Below are 16,129 nucleotides of genomic sequence, written 5' to 3'. Positions count from 1 at the left end.
GCGCTGTTATATTAGGTTTATTAACCAAATTCGATGTAAGTGGAAGCAGTGATAATCATTTAATGATGATATTAAGACGTTTTATAAATAAACCGCTTAATGATTTGTTCATCTTAAATGTTCAATTCAGCATGGATTATTTTTCCCAGATAGGGTTATGACTATTGTTCGTTTAATAATGATTGAAACTACATCCTTATGAATCTGGCCAACGGCATTCATCGCTCATCGTCTGCGCCAGCGCCGCTGCCGCGTGGGATAAGTGGTGTTGTTTCAAACGCAGAATGCCGACGCGGCGTTCGATGGTGGGCGCCACCAATGGCACACACACCGCGCCCAGTTCGCGCATCTGCTGAATGCAAAGCGCCGGCACTGCGCTGGCACCCAGGCCGCTGGCCACCATTTTGCCTACTGTGACCAATTGATGGCTTTCATAGGCCACATCCAAACGTTTTCCCGCCTGCGCCAGAGACTGTTCCAGTAACAGTCTCACCGCCGAGGGGCGTTGCAAAGTAATGAAATCCAGTTGCAGTAATTCACGCCAGCTTAGCTGGGACTTATGTGCCAACGGACTTTCAGCGGGGACCAAGGCGACAAAGCGATCGCTGCCCAACGGCGTGAAATGCAGTGAATCGGCAAGCTCAGGCTCGAACGCCACGCCCATCTCCACACGTCCTTCTTGCACCATTTCCAACACCGTTTCGTTGATCACGTCATGCACTGCAATGTTGACGCCGGGATAGCGTTGACGAAATGCCTTCAGCACAGCGGGCAGTAAGTTGCCTGCGAAAGAAGGCATGGCGGCTATCGACACTTTCCCAAGTTGCAACGTAAAGCGCAGGTGCATCGCCTCTTCGGCATTTTCCCAATCCGCCAGCAGTCGCCGTGCCATGGGAAAAAAGATCTCGCCTTCCGGTGTGAGCGACACATGACGGGTGGTGCGCATGAACAACGGCCCCCCCAAAGCGCCTTCCAGTCCACTGATCGCCAGGCTCAAGGCAGGTTGTGAAATTGCCAGTCGCTCACTGGCCTGAGCGAAGTTTAAAGTGTGAGCCACCGCTAAAAACGCGCGTAACTGCTTGATAGTCATTTTCATTTTTTAATTTGTTAACTTTATGTAAAACAACGATTAACAACCCATTAATAAAAAAAGTAAATGAAAAGTGCATAAAAACAAAATTAACAAATCATTTCTGTGACGTGAGGATGGCTTTATCCGGCGAATTCAGGAGAAGCACGGCAATGGCAGGTTTAGATAAACGCGTCACCAGCTATCAGCAAGCGCTGGCGGGGTTAGAAGACAATATGACGGTACTGGCAGGGGGGTTTGGCCTGTGCGGCATTCCAGAAAACCTTATCGCCCACATTCGCCAGCAGGGCGTGAAGGGGCTGACGGTGGTGTCGAATAACTGTGGTGTAGATGGATTTGGCCTCGGCTTACTGCTGGAAAACCAGCAAATCAAAACCATGATCGCCTCTTACGTGGGTGAAAACGCGCTGTTTGAGCAGCAGATGCTGAGTGGTGAGTTGGAAGTCATCCTGACGCCTCAGGGTACGCTGGCCGAAAAAGTCCGGGCGGGCGGGGCGGGTATTCCCGCGTTTTATACCGCCACCGGTTACGGTACCCCCGTAGCAGAAGGCAAAGAAGTGAGAGAGTTTGACGGACGCCATTACATTCTGGAGCAGGCGATTCGCGGTGATTTTGCCATCGTCAAAGGCTGGAAGGCGGACTGGTACGGCAATGTTATCTATCGCCACACGGCACAGAATTTCAATCCATTGATGGCGATGGCCGCGCGCGTCACGGTGGTGGAAGTGGAGGAGATTGTCGCACCCGGTGAGCTCGATCCGGCGGCCATTCATACGCCGGGCATCTATGTCGATCGCGTCATTCAAGGCAATTTCGAGAAACGTATCGAACAGCGCACCTTAAGAGCAGGAGGCACCGATGCTGACGCGTGAACAGATGGCGCAACGTGTGGCTCAGGAGTTGCGTGATGGTGATTACGTCAACCTCGGCATTGGCATGCCGACACTGGTCGCCAACTACGTACCCAAGGGCATGGACGTGATGATGCAGTCAGAAAACGGGTTGCTCGGCATGGGGGCTTTTCCCACCGAAGCGGAGTTGGATGCCGACATGATCAACGCAGGCAAACAAACCGTGACGGCACGCAAAGGGGCAGCGATTTTCGACTCCGCGCAATCCTTCGCCATGATTCGCGGTGGCCACGTTGACCTCACCGTGTTGGGAGCGCTGGAAGTCGATACCCAAGGCAGCATCGCATCGTGGATGATCCCTGGAAAAATGGTGAAAGGCATGGGCGGAGCAATGGATTTGGTCGCCGGGGCCGAGAACATCATCGTAATGATGACGCACGCTTCAAAGCACGGTGAATTGAAGTTGCTTAGCAAGTGTACCTTGCCGCTTACCGGCGTCGGTTGTATCCGCAGAGTGATCACCGAACTTGCCTGGCTGGAAATTGAAGACGGTGCCTTTGTGCTGCGTGAATACGCGCCGGGTGTGACCATCGAAGAGATTCGCGTCAAAACGGCCGGAGCACTGCGCGTGGCGGATGATGTGTGTGAAATGGTCTTTACCCAGCAAAACCCGGAGGCGCTATGAATGAGTGCGTGATTGTTGCGGCGACCCGCACACCGATTGGTCGCTTTCATGGCGCGCTGGCGATGCTTTCCGCCGCTGAGTTGGGGCAAAAGGTGATCGCCGCGCTGTTGGCGCAAACCCAGGTCGATCCCGCGCAGATAGATGAAGTGATCATGGGACAAGTGTTGACCGCGGGTTGTGGGCAAAACCCGGCGCGCCAGGCTGCTGTCGCGGCCGGTGTGCCCTATAGCGTACCCGCCACCACGCTAAATATGGTGTGCGGATCGGGGCTGAAAGCGGTGATGCAGGCGGCACAAGCGATACAGAGTGGCGCAGCCGACATCATCATTGCTGGTGGTCAAGAGAGCATGAGCCAGTCGCCCTATTTGCTGCCCGATGCACGCGGTGGCTGTCGTTTTGGCCACAGCCAGTTAGTTGACAGCGTGATTCATGATGGGCTGTGGGATGCCTTTAACGATTACCACATGGGGATCACCGCTGAGAATCTGGCGGATGAGTATCACATCAGTCGTGAAGACCAGGATGCCTTTGCTTTACGGTCGCAACAAAAGGCGGTAGCGGCACAGCAGCAAGGGCGCTTTCGCGCAGAGATCACTGCGCTCGAGGTGCCACAAGCCAAAAGTGAAGTGAAGGTGATCAGTGAAGATGAGCAGCCGCGTGCGGACAGTTCCGCAGAACGGTTGGCGCGTTTGCATCCCGCATTCAAAAAAGAGGGGAGTGTTACCGCAGGCAATGCTTCCAGTCTCAACGACGGCGCGGCGGCAGTGATGCTGATGTCGGCACAGCGCGCCGCGGCGCTGGGGTTGCCGGTCATGGCGCGTTTGACGGGGTGCGGTATCGCGGGGGTGGACCCTGCGGTGATGGGTATCGGCCCGGTTGCTGCCACGCAAAAAGCGCTCAAACAGGCGGGATGGACGCTGGATCAAGTGGATTTGATCGAGGCAAATGAAGCTTTTGCTGCCCAGGCACTGGCAGTGGGGAAAGCGCTGCACTGGCAATCCGAGCGCGTCAACGTCAATGGCGGTGCGATTGCGCTTGGCCATCCGATTGGTGCATCCGGTTGCCGCATTCTGGTCACGCTGCTGCATGCGCTTGAGCAACGCCAGCTGCAGCGCGGGTTAGCCACGCTCTGCGTCGGCGGCGGAATGGGCGTTGCGTTAACGATTGAACGCCGTTAAACAGGCGCTAATTACGTTGGTCGCCATTAATGGCGACCCTACATCGTAGGGTGCGCATTTATGCGCATCAGGTAAAACATCAATAAAATAATAAGGAAGCAACATGAGTGTCGTTATTGCCCTCGCTGCGCTCGGATTGCTGATGTTAGCTGCCTATCGCGGCTATAGCGTAATTTTATTCGCCCCGATCGCTGCGCTATTAGCAGTGCTGTTAACCGAACCGGCAGCCGTCGCGCCGGTGTTCAGCGGTTTGTTTATGGAGAAGATGGTGGGCTTTGTGAAGCTCTACTTCCCGGTCTTTCTGCTCGGGGCCATCTTTGGCAAGCTGATTGAACTGTCGGGTTTCTCGCGTTCCATCGTCACAGCAGCGATTGCACTCTTAGGGCGTCGTCACGCGATCCCGGTGATTGTGCTGGTGTGTGCGCTCCTGACCTACGGCGGTGTCTCGCTGTTTGTGGTGGCCTTTGCTGTGTATCCGTTTGCCGCGGAACTGTTCCGTCAAAGCAATATCCCCAAACGGTTGATCCCGGCGACGGTGGCATTGGGTGCATTCTCCTTCACCATGGACGCATTGCCCGGTACGCCACAAATTCAGAACATCATTCCCGGCAGTTTCTTTGGCACCAACGCCTGGGCGGCGCCATGGCTGGGGTTGATCGGCTCGCTGTTCATTATTGTCATTGGCCTGCTGTGGCTGGATCGTCAACGCCGCCGGGCGCAGGCAAACAATGAACCTTACGGCATCAACTTAAAGAATGAGCCAGAAACGGCAGAAGATGTGCATTTACCGCACCCGCTGGTTGCTATTCTGCCGCTGATTCTGGTGGGAGTGCTGAATCTTCTCTTCACTTACTGGATCCCATCATGGTACGGCGCGCAAAGCAGCGTGACTTTGCCGGGGAATCCTATTCCTATCGTGACAGATATCAAGAAAACCACCGCGATATGGGCGGTGCAGGCAGCATTACTGAGCGGCATTTTGGTGGTGCTGATCTTCGGCTGGCGCAACATACGCGGGCGTCTGGCTGAAGGGAGCCGCACAGCCGTGGCGGGCGCGCTGCTGGCCGCGATGAACACCGCTTCCGAATATGGTTTTGGTGCGGTGATCGCCGCGCTGCCAGGATTTGTGGTGCTCTCCGGCGTGTTGCAAGCGATTCCCAATCCGCTACTGAATGAGGCGATCAGCATCACAGTACTGGCCGGGATCACTGGTTCAGCATCGGGCGGCATGAGTATCGCGCTGGCCGCGATGGCCGAACACTTTGTACAGGCGGCCCAGGCCACTGGCATCCCGATGGAAGTGCTGCATCGTGTCGCCGCGATGGCCAGCGGCGGTATGGATACGCTGCCGCACAACGGCGCCGTGATCACGCTGTTAGCTATTACCGGGTTGAGCCACAAAGAGGCCTATGGTGGTATCTTCGCCATCACCATCATTAAAAGTCTGGCAGTGCTGTTTGTGATTGGGGTGTTTTACCTCACCGGCATTGTCTAAAGGAGGATAATTCGATGCAGTTAACGGGAAAAGTCGCGCTGGTGACCGGTTCAACCAGCGGTATTGGTTTGGGGATTGCCGAACAGTTGGCGCTGCAAGGTGCAACGGTGATCCTTAACGGTTTTGGTGATGTGGATCAGGCCAAAGCGCTTATTGCTGCAACTGGCGCTGAAGTGGATTACCACGATGCGGATATGTCCAATCCCGAGCAAATTTCGGCGATGATCGCGTGGGCGGAATCGCGTTATGGTGCGGTGGATATTTTGGTGAACAATGCCGGGATTCAATACACCGCACCGGTTGAGCGATTCCCGGTGGAAAAATGGGATGCGATCATCGCGATTAACCTGTCCTCGGTGTTCCACACCAGCCGTGCGGTGTTGCCGGGCATGCAGGCGCGCGGTTGGGGGCGCATCATAAATATTGCCTCGGTGCATGGCCTGGTGGCATCGAAAGAGAAAGCCGCTTATGTCGCGGCAAAACATGGTGTGGTGGGTTTGACGAAAGTGATTGCGCTGGAAAACGCCACATCGCCAATCACCTGCAATGCCATCTGTCCGGGCTGGGTGCTGACACCGCTGGTGCAGCAGCAGATTGATAAGCGCATTGCAGCAGGTGAAGAGCCTGAAGCGGCACGGCTTGCCCTGTTGTCAGAGAAACAGCCTGCTCAGGCGTTTGTGACGCCGGAACAGCTCGGGGCGCTGGTGCTGTTTCTCTGTAGCGAAGGCGGTGCGCAGGTACGCGGCGCCGCCTGGAATATGGACGGCGGCTGGCTGGCACAGTAAGCCGAAGTCAGGGCCTTATCCACGCCGCAATACACTCTTTCATCACGCGCAGGCGCTCATCGAGCGCTGCTTTGGCACTGAGATCTTGCTGGTAGATGATGGAGAGGGTGGACTGGTTAATCAGGTAAAAGAAACCCAGCGCCGAGATATTGATGTTGAGTTGCATCACATCAATATCTTCACGAACGCAGCCTTCTGTTCGGCCACGCGCCAGCAGTTGTTGCGTGATGCTGCTCCAACTCTGGTTAATTTGCACGGTGACATCAGACTCTTTCAGATGACGCGCTTTGAGCTGATTTTCACTGTTCAGCAGGCGGATAAATTCCGGGTTCTTAAGATAGTACTGCCAGGTAAACTCCACCAGTTGCAGGATGGCCTGATCGGCAGGCAGATGATCAAGATTTAACGCCGCTTCCTGCTCACGGATATCTCGATAGGCTTCTTCAAGCACTTTGGTGAACAGGATATCTTTATTGGTGAAGTAGTAGTAAATCAGCTGTTTATTGGCGTGGGCGCGTTCGGCAATGCTGTCAACGCGAGCACCGTCAAATCCCTTCTCAGCGAACTCGGCGCGGGCGGCCATCAGTATCCGCACCTGCTTATCCGTCACCTCATCAATATTGCTAGCCACGCGATCAACCAAAGCAGAATCCCCACACATCACTGTTTTTCTGAGCATTATAGTGCCTCTTTTTGCGCATAAAACAAGGGCGAAAGATTTTCAACTAACTAGTTGGTTATGTGAAACCGATCAAAGTCAGGCTGATTTTTGAACTCTATAGTGAAGTCATCAACCAGTTAGTTGATTGATTATGAATCAACGTGAGTTGAACGGTGAAAACAGATGTTGAGCGTGTTACTTCCATCACAAACTACTTTGAGGTGTATTCATGGCGCAGATTCCAGTAGGCATCATCATGCACGGCGTGACCGGGCGAATGGGCAAAAACCAGCATCTCATCCGTTCTATCGTGCAGATTCGTCAGCAGGGCGGAGTCGCGCTGGCTAATGGCGACCGCCTGATGCCAGATCCGATTCTCATTGGGCGTAATGCGGAAAAAATCGCGGCGCTGGCGCGTGAGTATGGCATTGAGCGCTGGGGCACCAACATTGATGAGGCGCTTAACAATCCACATGACATCATCTTCTTTGATGCGGCCACCACCCAGGCGCGCCCGGCGCTGCTGAAAAAAGCCATCAGCAAAGGCAAACATGTTTATTCGGAAAAACCCGTGGCGATGGGACTGGATGATGCGTTGGACCTGTACCATTACGCGCGTGAAAAGGGCGTTTGTCACGGCGTGGTGCAAGACAAGCTCTGGCTTCCCGGATTACAAAAACTACGTCTGCTCAATGAGGCGGGCTTTTTTGGCCACGTGTTGTCAGTGCGCGGTGAGTTTGGTTACTGGGTGTTTGAGGGCGACCAGCAACCCGCCCAACGTCCCTCCTGGAACTACCGCAGTGAAGATGGCGGCGGCATCATCCTCGATATGATCTGTCACTGGCGCTATGTCATCGACAATCTGTTTGGCGAGATCAAAAGCCTGAGCTGCATCGGAGCGACGCACATTCCGCAGCGCTGGGATGAGCAGCAACAACCTTACGTTGCCACTGCGGACGATGCGGTCTACGCCACATTCGAGCTTCATAATGGCGCGATTGTGCAGATCAATAGCTCATGGTGTGTGCGTGTGCGCCGCGATGATTTGGTGACATTCCAGGTCGATGGGGTGAAAGGTTCGGCGGTGGCTGGGCTCAGCGACTGTTTCACTCAGTCGGGTGTTAATACGCCGAAACCGGTGTGGAATCCTGACATCCGTCAAACACACAACTTCTTCGATGACTGGGCAAGCGTGCCCGACACTCAAGTCTATGACAATGCATTCAAAGTGCAGTGGGAACTGTTTCTGCGCCACGTTTGGGGAGAGGGTGAGTATCGCTGGGATCTGCTGGAAGGTGCGAAAGGGCTGCAGTTGGTCGATCTGGCACTGAAAAGCTGGAAAGAGCGTCGCTGGGTTGATGTGCCATCGCTGGAACGCTGAGGAGAAGAAGATGAGCCAACCCGATCCGCATCAATTGTCTTTGAACACCGCCACCGTACGCCAGCAGTGGGATTTACGCCAAATCATTGAAGGCTGCGCCCGCCATGAGATTCGTGGCATCTCACCGTGGCGTGACCAGGTCGCAAAGCTTGGGCTGCGAGAAGCCGCACGGCTGATCCGTCATCACGATCTGGCCGTCAGTGGCTACTGTCGGGGCGGTATGTTCCCTGGCATCGATCAGCAGGCACGTCAGGCGACCTTGAGCGATAACCAGCGAGCCGTGGATGAAGCCCTGGAGTTGGGGGCGCAATGCCTGGTGCTGGTGGTGGGCGGATTACCGCCAGGATCGCGGGATTTACCCGGTGCGCGACAACAAGTGCGCGATGGGCTGAGCGCCCTGCTGGAGTATGCCCGTGCCGGAGGGATGCCGCTGGCTATTGAGCCGCTTCATCCGATGTATGCCGCCGATCGTGCCTGTATCAATACCTTAAAGCAGGCCAACGATCTCTGCGACGAGTTGGGTGATGAAGGGCTGGGCATTGCGGTTGATGTCTATCACACCTGGTGGGATGCGGAGTTTTATCAGGAAATCGCCCGCGCGGGCCAAAAACGGTTGCTGGCGTTTCATATTTGCGACTGGTTAAGCCCAACGCAGGATCTGCTCGAAGATCGCGGCATGATGGGCGACGGCGTGATTGATATTCGGGCGATGCGAACGGCGGTGGAAGCGCAGGGCTATCGTGGGTTGCATGAAGTGGAGATTTTCTCCCGCCTCAACTGGTGGGTTCAGGATCCGGATGATGTACTCAAGACCTGCAAGGCTCGCCATCTGGCGCACGGTTAACCGTATCTGACAGAGCTGAAAAGCTGTTTTCGTCGGTCTAAGAGATTGTCGAGGAAAAGATGAATACAGATACCCGAAAAATGATTTTGGTCACCGTGCTGTGCGGCCTTGGCTACATGATGTACTCGGTGGATCGCATGACGGTGTCATCCGCGATTGGCTTGATCGCCGGTGATTTTGGTCTCGGTAAAACAGAAAGCGGCATTCTGCTCTCCTCCTTCTTTTTTGGCTTCATCCTGTTTCTGTTTATCGCGGGCATTATTGCCGACAAGTTAAGTGGCAAGCCGGTGCTCATTCTCGGTCTGATGATGTTCTCTCTTGCCACGCTCCTGACGGGCGTGGCGGGAAGTTTTACCAGCCTGATCTTCTATCGCGTCATGACCGGTATCGGTGAAGGCATCTTCTGGCCCGCAGCCTCGCTGGAAGTGGCGAACGTCACCAGTGAGAAACAGCGGACCACCGTAATGTCGTTGTATTGGATGGGTTATCCAATTGGCGGCTTTCTCGGCACCTGGATGGGCGCCATGCTCGGCCCGATCTTTGGCTGGCGCGTGGTGTTCTATGTTGCGGGGGCGATGGGGATGGTAGTGGCTCTGCTCTATCTGCTGTTAGTGAAGAATGACCGTAAGCCCGCTGCGCTGATCGCGCGTCAGGCTGCTGAGCGAGTGCCGCTGAAAACTTTGTTCCGGCATGCTCCGGTATTGCTGATGGCGGCCTTCTATTTCGTACTGTTAGCGGGCTGGTGGATTGTGTTGCTGTGGGCACCCAGCTACCTGATGCAGGTGAAAAATCTGTCGATCGGCACCGCCGGAACTATCGCCAGCCTTCTCGGCATAACCGGTGCGCTGGGTGGATTTGTGCTCGGACGCTATTGCGATAAAGGCGATTTCAAACGTCGTCGCACCTTACTGATGAGCATCACCTTTGTCAGCGGGTTAGTGATGGCCGCAATGTCCTTCAATCTCTCCGTGCCGCTGGTCATTGTTCTGGTATTGATGCTGGGTTTTCTCGGCTATCCCATCACCCCGATTGTGCTGTCACTGACCGCTGAACTGGTTCCGCCATCGCTGCGCGGATCAGCCATTGGATTTGTCATGAATATGGGCATGGCGGCCGGCGGTATCTCGCCGATTGTCGCAGGCTACTACGCGCAGCACTACAGCTTGCAACCGGTGTGGCTGGCGGCGGCGTTGGTGATTGTTTGCAGCAGCGTGGTGTTGCTGGGTGTGCGGCGCATGCCTGTGACTACCGCAAAAAATGCACAGGGCGCCATGCCGTCTGGGCATCTGGCTAAACATTGAAAGAAGGATGAGAACCATGACTGTCAGCCATAAAGTACGTTTACTGGATCGCCACGGGCAGCCTTACAGCTATGTATTGCAGGGCGAACGCAACTGGCATCTGCCAGCCAAACCCACCTTTAACCGACAAGTGTATGCGGCAGCACATGTGGTGGCCGATCCGCAACGCATGCAGAATCCGCACAGTGATATGGCGATTGACTGGGACGCCACGCTCGCCTATCGCCGTCATCTGATGTCGCTGGGATTGGGCATTGCCGAAGCGATGGATACTGCCCAGCGCGGCATGGGGCTTAACTGGGGCACCGGGCTGGAACTGATCCAGCGCAGCGTGGAACAGGCAAAAGCTTATCCGGGAGCTTTGATCGCCAGCGGCGCAGGAACTGATCATCTGACTGATTTCACCGGGTTAACCTTGCAGGATGTGATTGCCGCCTATGAACAGCAGATAGCGGCGATTGAAGCCTGCGGTGGGCGCATCATTTTGATGGCCAGTCGTGCGCTGGCAGCGATTGCCACCGGGCCGGATGATTACATCAAAGTTTATAGCACCCTGCTGCGCCAGGTAAAAGAGCCGGTGATCTTGCACTGGCTGGGAGACATGTTTGACCCCGCGCTGCGCGGATATTGGGGGGGGAATACTCTCCATGCTGCGATGGAGGTGTGTCTTGCCGTCATTCGAGAAAATGAGGCGAAGGTCGAGGGGATTAAAATCTCTTTGCTGGATAAAGATCGCGAAATCGAGATGCGTCGCCAGTTGCCTGCTTCGGTGAAAATGTACACCGGGGATGACTTCAACTATCCCGAACTGATCGCGGGGGATGAACAAGGTTATTCCCACGCGTTATTAGGCATTCTGGATGGCATTGCACCGGCGGCAACCAGCGCGCTACATGCACTAGCGCAGGGCGACCGGGCGACCTTTGACAAAATCCTGTCTCCAACTGTCCCGCTGGCACGCCATCTCTTTTCCGCTCCCACCCAATATTACAAAGCAGGGATTGTGTTCCTCGCATGGCTGAACGGCCATCAACAACACTTTACGTTGTTAGGTGGCCTGCAAAGCGCCCGCAGCTTAACCCATTACTGTGAAGCCTTCCGTTTGGCTGACCAGGCCGGATTACTGGAAAATGCTGACATCGCCTCGGAACGCATGTGGCTGTTGGCGAAACTGCACGGTATTTAAGCTGCGATACATAAGCTTCACGCGGGCGGTTTAGGGCCGCCTGCTCCCTTTCAACCACGCCTTCTACAACGTTTTATCTTCTCTGATATCAACTCACTGTCGCCATAAGAAACACCTATCATCAAGAAAACACATTAATAACAGCTACATATATTGAATTTAACAAAACTGTGACATCGCACAATATACATATAACATATTATGTTTTATAAATACTGACATAACATTACAGTTAAGGTTTTGGAGGCGTTGATGAGCACTATTCCGTCAGGAAATACCCGCAACAGCGTTGGGCAAGAAGAGCGAAAGTTCAAGCGATCGATCGGTTTGATGTCTAACTTCTCGCTAGGATTCACCTATTTATCCCCCCTTACCGCCGTCTATTCTCTGTTTGCCTTAGCCATGACGCTGGCAGGCCCACCTTCTATCTGGTGGATTTTGATTGCCGCAGGTGGCCAGTTGTTGGTGGCGATGGTCTTTGGTGAGGTCGCCTCACAATACCCGATCACCGGAGGGTTATACCCATGGTCGCGTATTCTCTGGGGCAAAAAATATGCCTGGATTGCCGCTTGGATCTATCTTTGGGCGCTGGTGGTCACCATTACCTCGATTGCCGAATACAGTTCAACCTTTGTTGCCTCGCTATTAGGCTATGAACAAACCGCGATCAACTTGTTGATGACCTCGGTTGTGCTGCTATTAATGATGATGGCGATTAACCTGTCGGGCACCAAAAACCTGGCGCGTGTGGCCCGTATTGGCTTCTGGTGTGAAATTGTCAGCGTTATTGCACTCGGCATTTATCTCCTGCTGTTCCATCGTATGCAGCCGATCAGCGTGATTTTTGACTCCATGGGCGTAAGTGCCAGCGGCGGTTATACCTCCGCGTTTATGTCGGCATCCTTGTTAGGGCTGTTCATGTTCTTTGGTTTTGAAGCCTGTGGGAACGTGGCTGAAGAGGTGCAGAATGCCAGCCGTAAAATCCCGGTTGCGATGATTTTAAGTATTGTTTTTGGTGCGATCTCAGCGGTGATTTCTGTACTGGGCTACCTGTTATCGTATCCAAATCTGCACGATATTGTGTCGGGAAAAATACAGAATCCTATCCCTGAAATTTTGAATAATGCTCTTGGCCCGATGGGTGAGAAGATCTTCATTGTGGTTGCGGTGATTGCCATGCTCTCCTGCATTCTGTCGCTGCAAGCCGCGTTGAGCCGTCTGCTGTTCTCTTTCTCGCGGGACAAAATGCTGCCAGGCAGCAGTTGGATGGCGAAGATTTCAAAGCACGATGTGCCAGATAACGCCATGATTGTCAGCTGTGCCTTGCCATTACTGGTGTGTATCTGGGTTTACTATCAACCCGATAACCTCGCACGAATTACTGCTTTTGCTGTGGTGGGTATCTATATTTCCTTCCAGATGGTGGTGCTGGCTGCTTTGCGTAAACGTCTGCAGGGTTGGAAACCTCAAGGAGAATGGAGCATTGGTCGTTGGGGGATCTGGGTGAATATCCTGGCGCTGATTTATGGTTTATGCGGTATCTATCTGTTGGTGCAACCTGGAGAGGGCAGATTTGTCGATAAATGGATTGTGTTAATTGGTCTGTTTATTGTTGTGGCATCAGGGGCGTTATATATGTTTATTGCGCGCCCTTACAGTCAAAAAAGTCATGAACCGCATTACGATCTGAGCGCTATCAAAGAGTAATCACACTGGGTGAGGGAAGTCTCACCCACATCTCCGCTTTGCAATACAGCTTACACTCCATCGCCGGTGCCATGGGAAGGGAGCGGCGTGTCTGAAATATTGAATGGGAATAACCATGAACCTGAATTCAAGAACCAAGACAAAGCTTTCCATCTGGCAAGTTATTATCATTGGCATCGCCTATATGACACCGATGACGGTATTTGATACGTTCGGTATTGTATCTAAATTAACCGAAGGCCGTGTGCCGTTGGCATATTTACTTGCACTGGCAGCCGTACTATTTACCGCTGTCAGTTACGGACGCATGGTGAAATTATATCCTTGCGCAGGTTCGGCTTATACCTACGCAAAAAATGTCTGCGGCAATAACATTGGTTTTCTGGTGGGTTGGTCATCACTGTTGGATTATATCTTCCTGCCGATGATCAATTCGTTATTAGCGGGTATCTACCTGCAAACACTGCTGCCTGAAATTCCACCGTGGTTATCCATTCTGGCGTTCACCACGCTGATTACCTATATCAACTGCTGCAACATTAAAATTCTGGCAAACGTCAATTTCCTGTTTGTCGGCATGCCAGTGATTTTAATGGGGGTGTTTGTTTACCTGGTGGTGCACGATTTAAGTAGCGCGTATGGCAGCGGACGCGTGTTGACAGTGACACCGTTGTTCAACGGAAATGCCAGCATTTTGCCTCTCATTAGCGGTGCAGCCGTCCTGTGTTTCTCATTTTTAGGCTTTGATGCAGTCACCACGCTGTCGGATGAGACTGACAAGCCAGAAAGCGTCATTCCTAAAGCGGTGTTTTATACCGCACTGTGCGGCGGTGCTATTTTCTTCCTCGCCGCATGGTTTATTCAACTCTATTATCCCGATAACGCCATGTTTAAAAATCCCATGGAAGCGATGCCAGAGATTGTTTTATACGTTGGTGGTCGTTTATTCCAGACACTCTTCCTGATGGGGATATTACTAAATACGGTCGCGTCAGCCTTGGCTTCACACGCCAGCGCCGCACGGTTGCTGCATATCATGGGTAAGAACAATCCAGTGACAGCACCGGTATTGGGCTATATTCACCCGAAAACCCGGAATCCGCTCTATTGCGTATTATTAACCGGTTTTATTTCGCTCAGTTCGATATTCTTTGATCTCGATACGGCCGTCTCGTTAATTAGCTTTGGCGCGCTGGTGGCATTCAGTGCTGTGAATCTTTCCGTTATCGTGAAGTTTGCCTTTATGGATAAGCAAGTCACCGGATTCAATGACCTGTTTAATAATGTGTTGCTGCCGCTGTGTGGATTGGCATGCGTCGCGATGATGTGGGTCAATCTTGATCATGATGCCTTTCTGTTGGGATCGATTTGGGCGGTATTAGGGATTAGCTGGATTATTTACTGCAGTATTACCCAACGTGAAGTGATGATTTCTGAGTAGTGAATGAAGTGAAACTCACAGTGAATTGACCTGTGGTGTGATTAACTGACCGAGAATAACGTATGAACAGACAGATGGATTTAATTAAACCGGAATTAATGCGTGATGCGAAATTTACCCAACCCAGTCAAACAGCCATCAATGGTGACTGGAACTGGGTGAGACAGTGTGATGAAACAGAGAATATCGATCCGGGAAATCCGGCCAATTACTACGAGTCGACGCTTGCGCCATGGATGCATTTTTCTCCGTTAGGGGGAGAGAAAGTGTGTGAATTCGTAGTCATTGGCGGCGGACTTCTTGGGGCATCCACTGCGTTGCATTTGGCTGAAGCGGGCATTGAAACCGTGCTTCTGGAGAAGAATGCGATTGGTTCTGGCGCGTCAGGGCGAAACGGAGGACAACTCACTCCCGGACTGGCGCGTTGGGAGGCGGAATCGATGCTGGATAACCTCAGTACGGATGAAGCGCGACGTTTATGGCACTTCACCTCGACCGAAGCGATGTCGCTGATAGATGATATTGCCAGCCGATACCATCTCGACCTCGACCGCCAGCGCGGTCATATCACGGCTGCGGTGCACCCAGGCCACATGAATGCGCTGGTGCAGGCTGCCGATGCGCGCCGTTTTCTGGGAGACAATCATGTCGCCGTGTTAGGAGGATACGAGCTGCAAGAACACATCAGATCGGAAGCCTACTACGGCGGTGTTCTGGATGATCTGGGCGGCCAGATTCATTCACTGGCGCTTAATCGTGGGCTGATATACGGCTTTGTGATGAATGGCGGACAGGTTCACGAGCAAAGTGAAGTGATCCGTATTGAGGAGTTCGGCGGCGTTACCCATGTCCATACGGCAACAGGGATGATCACTGCCACCAAGGGCGTGGTCATTGCGGTTCATGATGCTACGCACACTTTACTCAATGAAAACAACGCCACCACCATACCGTTTTATACCTATGTTGGCGTGACATCGCCGGTGGCTGGCGGGACGAAAACCTTGCTCCCGACAGGCAAGCCCGTCTATGACACGCAGTTGCAAATCGATTATTACCGCCCGGTTCGCAATGAGCGTTTGCTGTTTGGCGGGCAAGGGACCGGCATGCGCTGGGATGATACCCGCACGGTGGATTACCTCACCTCGCGGCTTCGCGCTGTGTTTCCTGAACATGAAGAACTGCAGCTCGATTTTGCCTGGAGCGGCACCACGGATTTAACGCTAAATGGCGCTACCGACTGCCGTAAAGGCGGGAAGAGCGGCAAAATTTACTCCGTGCATGGCTGGAGCGGACACGGCATTGCGCAAACGGTACGAATTGGCAAAGCGATTCGAGATGATATCGTTAAGGCCAACAGTGATTTCTCAATGCTGACCGCAATAAAACACACACCGCTCATGATTGGACGAAAACTGGCGCCAGTGGCTATTCCTTTGGCGAAAACGTTACTCGGCATCACCGCCAAACTGGCACCGGGAAAAATGATTTCGTTTTAATCGTGACCCTGCCGCATCATGCGGC

At 53.3% G+C, this 16,129-nt stretch carries 14 protein-coding genes; 12 read left to right on the top strand and 2 right to left on the bottom strand.

Features of this window, described 5'->3' with window-relative positions; all coding sequences use genetic code 11:
- Positions 1-196: 196 nt before the first annotated feature.
- A complete protein-coding gene (locus tag PSSD_RS18610; RefSeq protein ID WP_058973234.1) occupies positions 197-1,096 on the bottom strand; it encodes a LysR family transcriptional regulator in 900 nt (299 codons plus the stop codon).
- A 146-nt stretch (positions 1,097-1,242) separates the two neighbouring features.
- Here PSSD_RS18610 and PSSD_RS18605 point away from each other — a divergent pair, with 146 nt between their 5' ends.
- The 5 genes from PSSD_RS18605 to PSSD_RS18585 all read left to right on the top strand — a co-directional run bounded on the left by PSSD_RS18605 (position 1,243) and on the right by PSSD_RS18585 (position 6,084).
- Positions 1,243-1,962 carry a CoA transferase subunit A gene (locus tag PSSD_RS18605; RefSeq protein ID WP_058973233.1) on the top strand — a complete coding sequence of 240 codons (720 nt, stop codon included), beginning with the start codon at positions 1,243-1,245 and terminating at the stop codon, positions 1,960-1,962.
- Complete coding sequence (locus PSSD_RS18600; RefSeq protein ID WP_058973232.1) at positions 1,949-2,626, top strand: CoA transferase subunit B; 678 nt, start codon at positions 1,949-1,951, stop codon at positions 2,624-2,626. The genes PSSD_RS18605 and PSSD_RS18600 overlap by 14 nt, the downstream gene beginning before the upstream one ends.
- Positions 2,623-3,804, top strand: coding sequence for an acetyl-CoA C-acetyltransferase (locus tag PSSD_RS18595; RefSeq protein WP_058973231.1), 1,182 nt, complete (start codon positions 2,623-2,625; stop codon positions 3,802-3,804). The genes PSSD_RS18600 and PSSD_RS18595 overlap by 4 nt, the downstream gene beginning before the upstream one ends.
- Positions 3,805-3,907: 103 nt before the next feature.
- Complete coding sequence (locus PSSD_RS18590) at positions 3,908-5,299, top strand: GntP family permease (protein ID WP_058973230.1); 1,392 nt, start codon at positions 3,908-3,910, stop codon at positions 5,297-5,299.
- A 14-nt stretch (positions 5,300-5,313) separates the two neighbouring features.
- On the top strand, positions 5,314-6,084 hold the full coding sequence (locus tag PSSD_RS18585) for a 3-hydroxybutyrate dehydrogenase (RefSeq protein ID WP_039333266.1): 771 nt from the start codon (positions 5,314-5,316) through the stop codon (positions 6,082-6,084).
- A gap of 7 nt (positions 6,085-6,091) precedes the next feature.
- Here PSSD_RS18585 and PSSD_RS18580 read toward each other — a convergent pair whose 3' ends face one another.
- Positions 6,092-6,763, bottom strand: coding sequence for a TetR/AcrR family transcriptional regulator (locus PSSD_RS18580; RefSeq protein WP_235589256.1), 672 nt, complete (start codon positions 6,761-6,763; stop codon positions 6,092-6,094).
- Between the two features lie 211 nt (positions 6,764-6,974).
- Here PSSD_RS18580 and PSSD_RS18575 point away from each other — a divergent pair, with 211 nt between their 5' ends.
- The 7 genes from PSSD_RS18575 to PSSD_RS18545 all read left to right on the top strand — a co-directional run bounded on the left by PSSD_RS18575 (position 6,975) and on the right by PSSD_RS18545 (position 16,104).
- Positions 6,975-8,126 carry a Gfo/Idh/MocA family protein gene (locus PSSD_RS18575; protein WP_058973229.1) on the top strand — a complete coding sequence of 384 codons (1,152 nt, stop codon included), beginning with the start codon at positions 6,975-6,977 and terminating at the stop codon, positions 8,124-8,126.
- A 10-nt stretch (positions 8,127-8,136) separates the two neighbouring features.
- Entirely contained in the window at positions 8,137-8,970 is an 834-nt protein-coding gene (locus PSSD_RS18570) for a sugar phosphate isomerase/epimerase family protein (RefSeq protein ID WP_058973228.1), read from the top strand.
- A gap of 59 nt (positions 8,971-9,029) precedes the next feature.
- Positions 9,030-10,271, top strand: coding sequence for an MFS transporter (locus tag PSSD_RS18565; RefSeq protein ID WP_082672331.1), 1,242 nt, complete (start codon positions 9,030-9,032; stop codon positions 10,269-10,271).
- Between the two features lie 16 nt (positions 10,272-10,287).
- Positions 10,288-11,457 carry a dihydrodipicolinate synthase family protein gene (locus PSSD_RS18560; protein WP_058973226.1) on the top strand — a complete coding sequence of 390 codons (1,170 nt, stop codon included), beginning with the start codon at positions 10,288-10,290 and terminating at the stop codon, positions 11,455-11,457.
- Between the two features lie 252 nt (positions 11,458-11,709).
- Positions 11,710-13,164 carry an APC family permease gene (locus tag PSSD_RS18555; protein WP_058973225.1) on the top strand — a complete coding sequence of 485 codons (1,455 nt, stop codon included), beginning with the start codon at positions 11,710-11,712 and terminating at the stop codon, positions 13,162-13,164.
- A 115-nt stretch (positions 13,165-13,279) separates the two neighbouring features.
- Entirely contained in the window at positions 13,280-14,605 is a 1,326-nt protein-coding gene (locus PSSD_RS18550; RefSeq protein WP_039333285.1) for an APC family permease, read from the top strand.
- A 74-nt stretch (positions 14,606-14,679) separates the two neighbouring features.
- A complete protein-coding gene (locus tag PSSD_RS18545) occupies positions 14,680-16,104 on the top strand; it encodes an NAD(P)/FAD-dependent oxidoreductase (RefSeq protein ID WP_058973224.1) in 1,425 nt (474 codons plus the stop codon).
- The last annotated feature ends 25 nt before the right edge of the window (positions 16,105-16,129 follow it).

It is taken from the genome of Type-D symbiont of Plautia stali, from assembly GCF_001485335.1.
Classification (GTDB): domain Bacteria; phylum Pseudomonadota; class Gammaproteobacteria; order Enterobacterales; family Enterobacteriaceae; genus Pantoea; species Pantoea vagans_C.
This window is presented reverse-complemented; position numbering and strand designations above follow the sequence as displayed.

Excerpts from the sequence above, each read along its gene's own strand:
- PSSD_RS18585 (WP_039333266.1), top strand. The coding sequence starts at position 5,314 with ATGCAGTTAACGGGAAAAGTCGCGCTGGTGACCGGTTCAACCAGCGGT.
- PSSD_RS18570 (WP_058973228.1), top strand. The coding sequence starts at position 8,137 with ATGAGCCAACCCGATCCGCATCAATTGTCTTTGAACACCGCCACCGTA.
- PSSD_RS18560 (WP_058973226.1), top strand. The coding sequence starts at position 10,288 with ATGACTGTCAGCCATAAAGTACGTTTACTGGATCGCCACGGGCAGCCT.
- PSSD_RS18565 (WP_082672331.1), top strand. The coding sequence starts at position 9,030 with ATGAATACAGATACCCGAAAAATGATTTTGGTCACCGTGCTGTGCGGC.
- PSSD_RS18605 (WP_058973233.1), top strand. The coding sequence starts at position 1,243 with ATGGCAGGTTTAGATAAACGCGTCACCAGCTATCAGCAAGCGCTGGCG.
- PSSD_RS18590 (WP_058973230.1), top strand. The coding sequence starts at position 3,908 with ATGAGTGTCGTTATTGCCCTCGCTGCGCTCGGATTGCTGATGTTAGCT.
- PSSD_RS18545 (WP_058973224.1), top strand. The coding sequence starts at position 14,680 with ATGGATTTAATTAAACCGGAATTAATGCGTGATGCGAAATTTACCCAA.
- PSSD_RS18555 (WP_058973225.1), top strand. The coding sequence starts at position 11,710 with ATGAGCACTATTCCGTCAGGAAATACCCGCAACAGCGTTGGGCAAGAA.
- PSSD_RS18550 (WP_039333285.1), top strand. The coding sequence starts at position 13,280 with ATGAACCTGAATTCAAGAACCAAGACAAAGCTTTCCATCTGGCAAGTT.
- PSSD_RS18575 (WP_058973229.1), top strand. The coding sequence starts at position 6,975 with ATGGCGCAGATTCCAGTAGGCATCATCATGCACGGCGTGACCGGGCGA.
- PSSD_RS18580 (WP_235589256.1), bottom strand. The coding sequence starts at position 6,763 with ATGCTCAGAAAAACAGTGATGTGTGGGGATTCTGCTTTGGTTGATCGC.
- PSSD_RS18610 (WP_058973234.1), bottom strand. The coding sequence starts at position 1,096 with ATGAAAATGACTATCAAGCAGTTACGCGCGTTTTTAGCGGTGGCTCAC.
- PSSD_RS18600 (WP_058973232.1), top strand. The coding sequence starts at position 1,949 with ATGCTGACGCGTGAACAGATGGCGCAACGTGTGGCTCAGGAGTTGCGT.
- PSSD_RS18595 (WP_058973231.1), top strand. The coding sequence starts at position 2,623 with ATGAATGAGTGCGTGATTGTTGCGGCGACCCGCACACCGATTGGTCGC.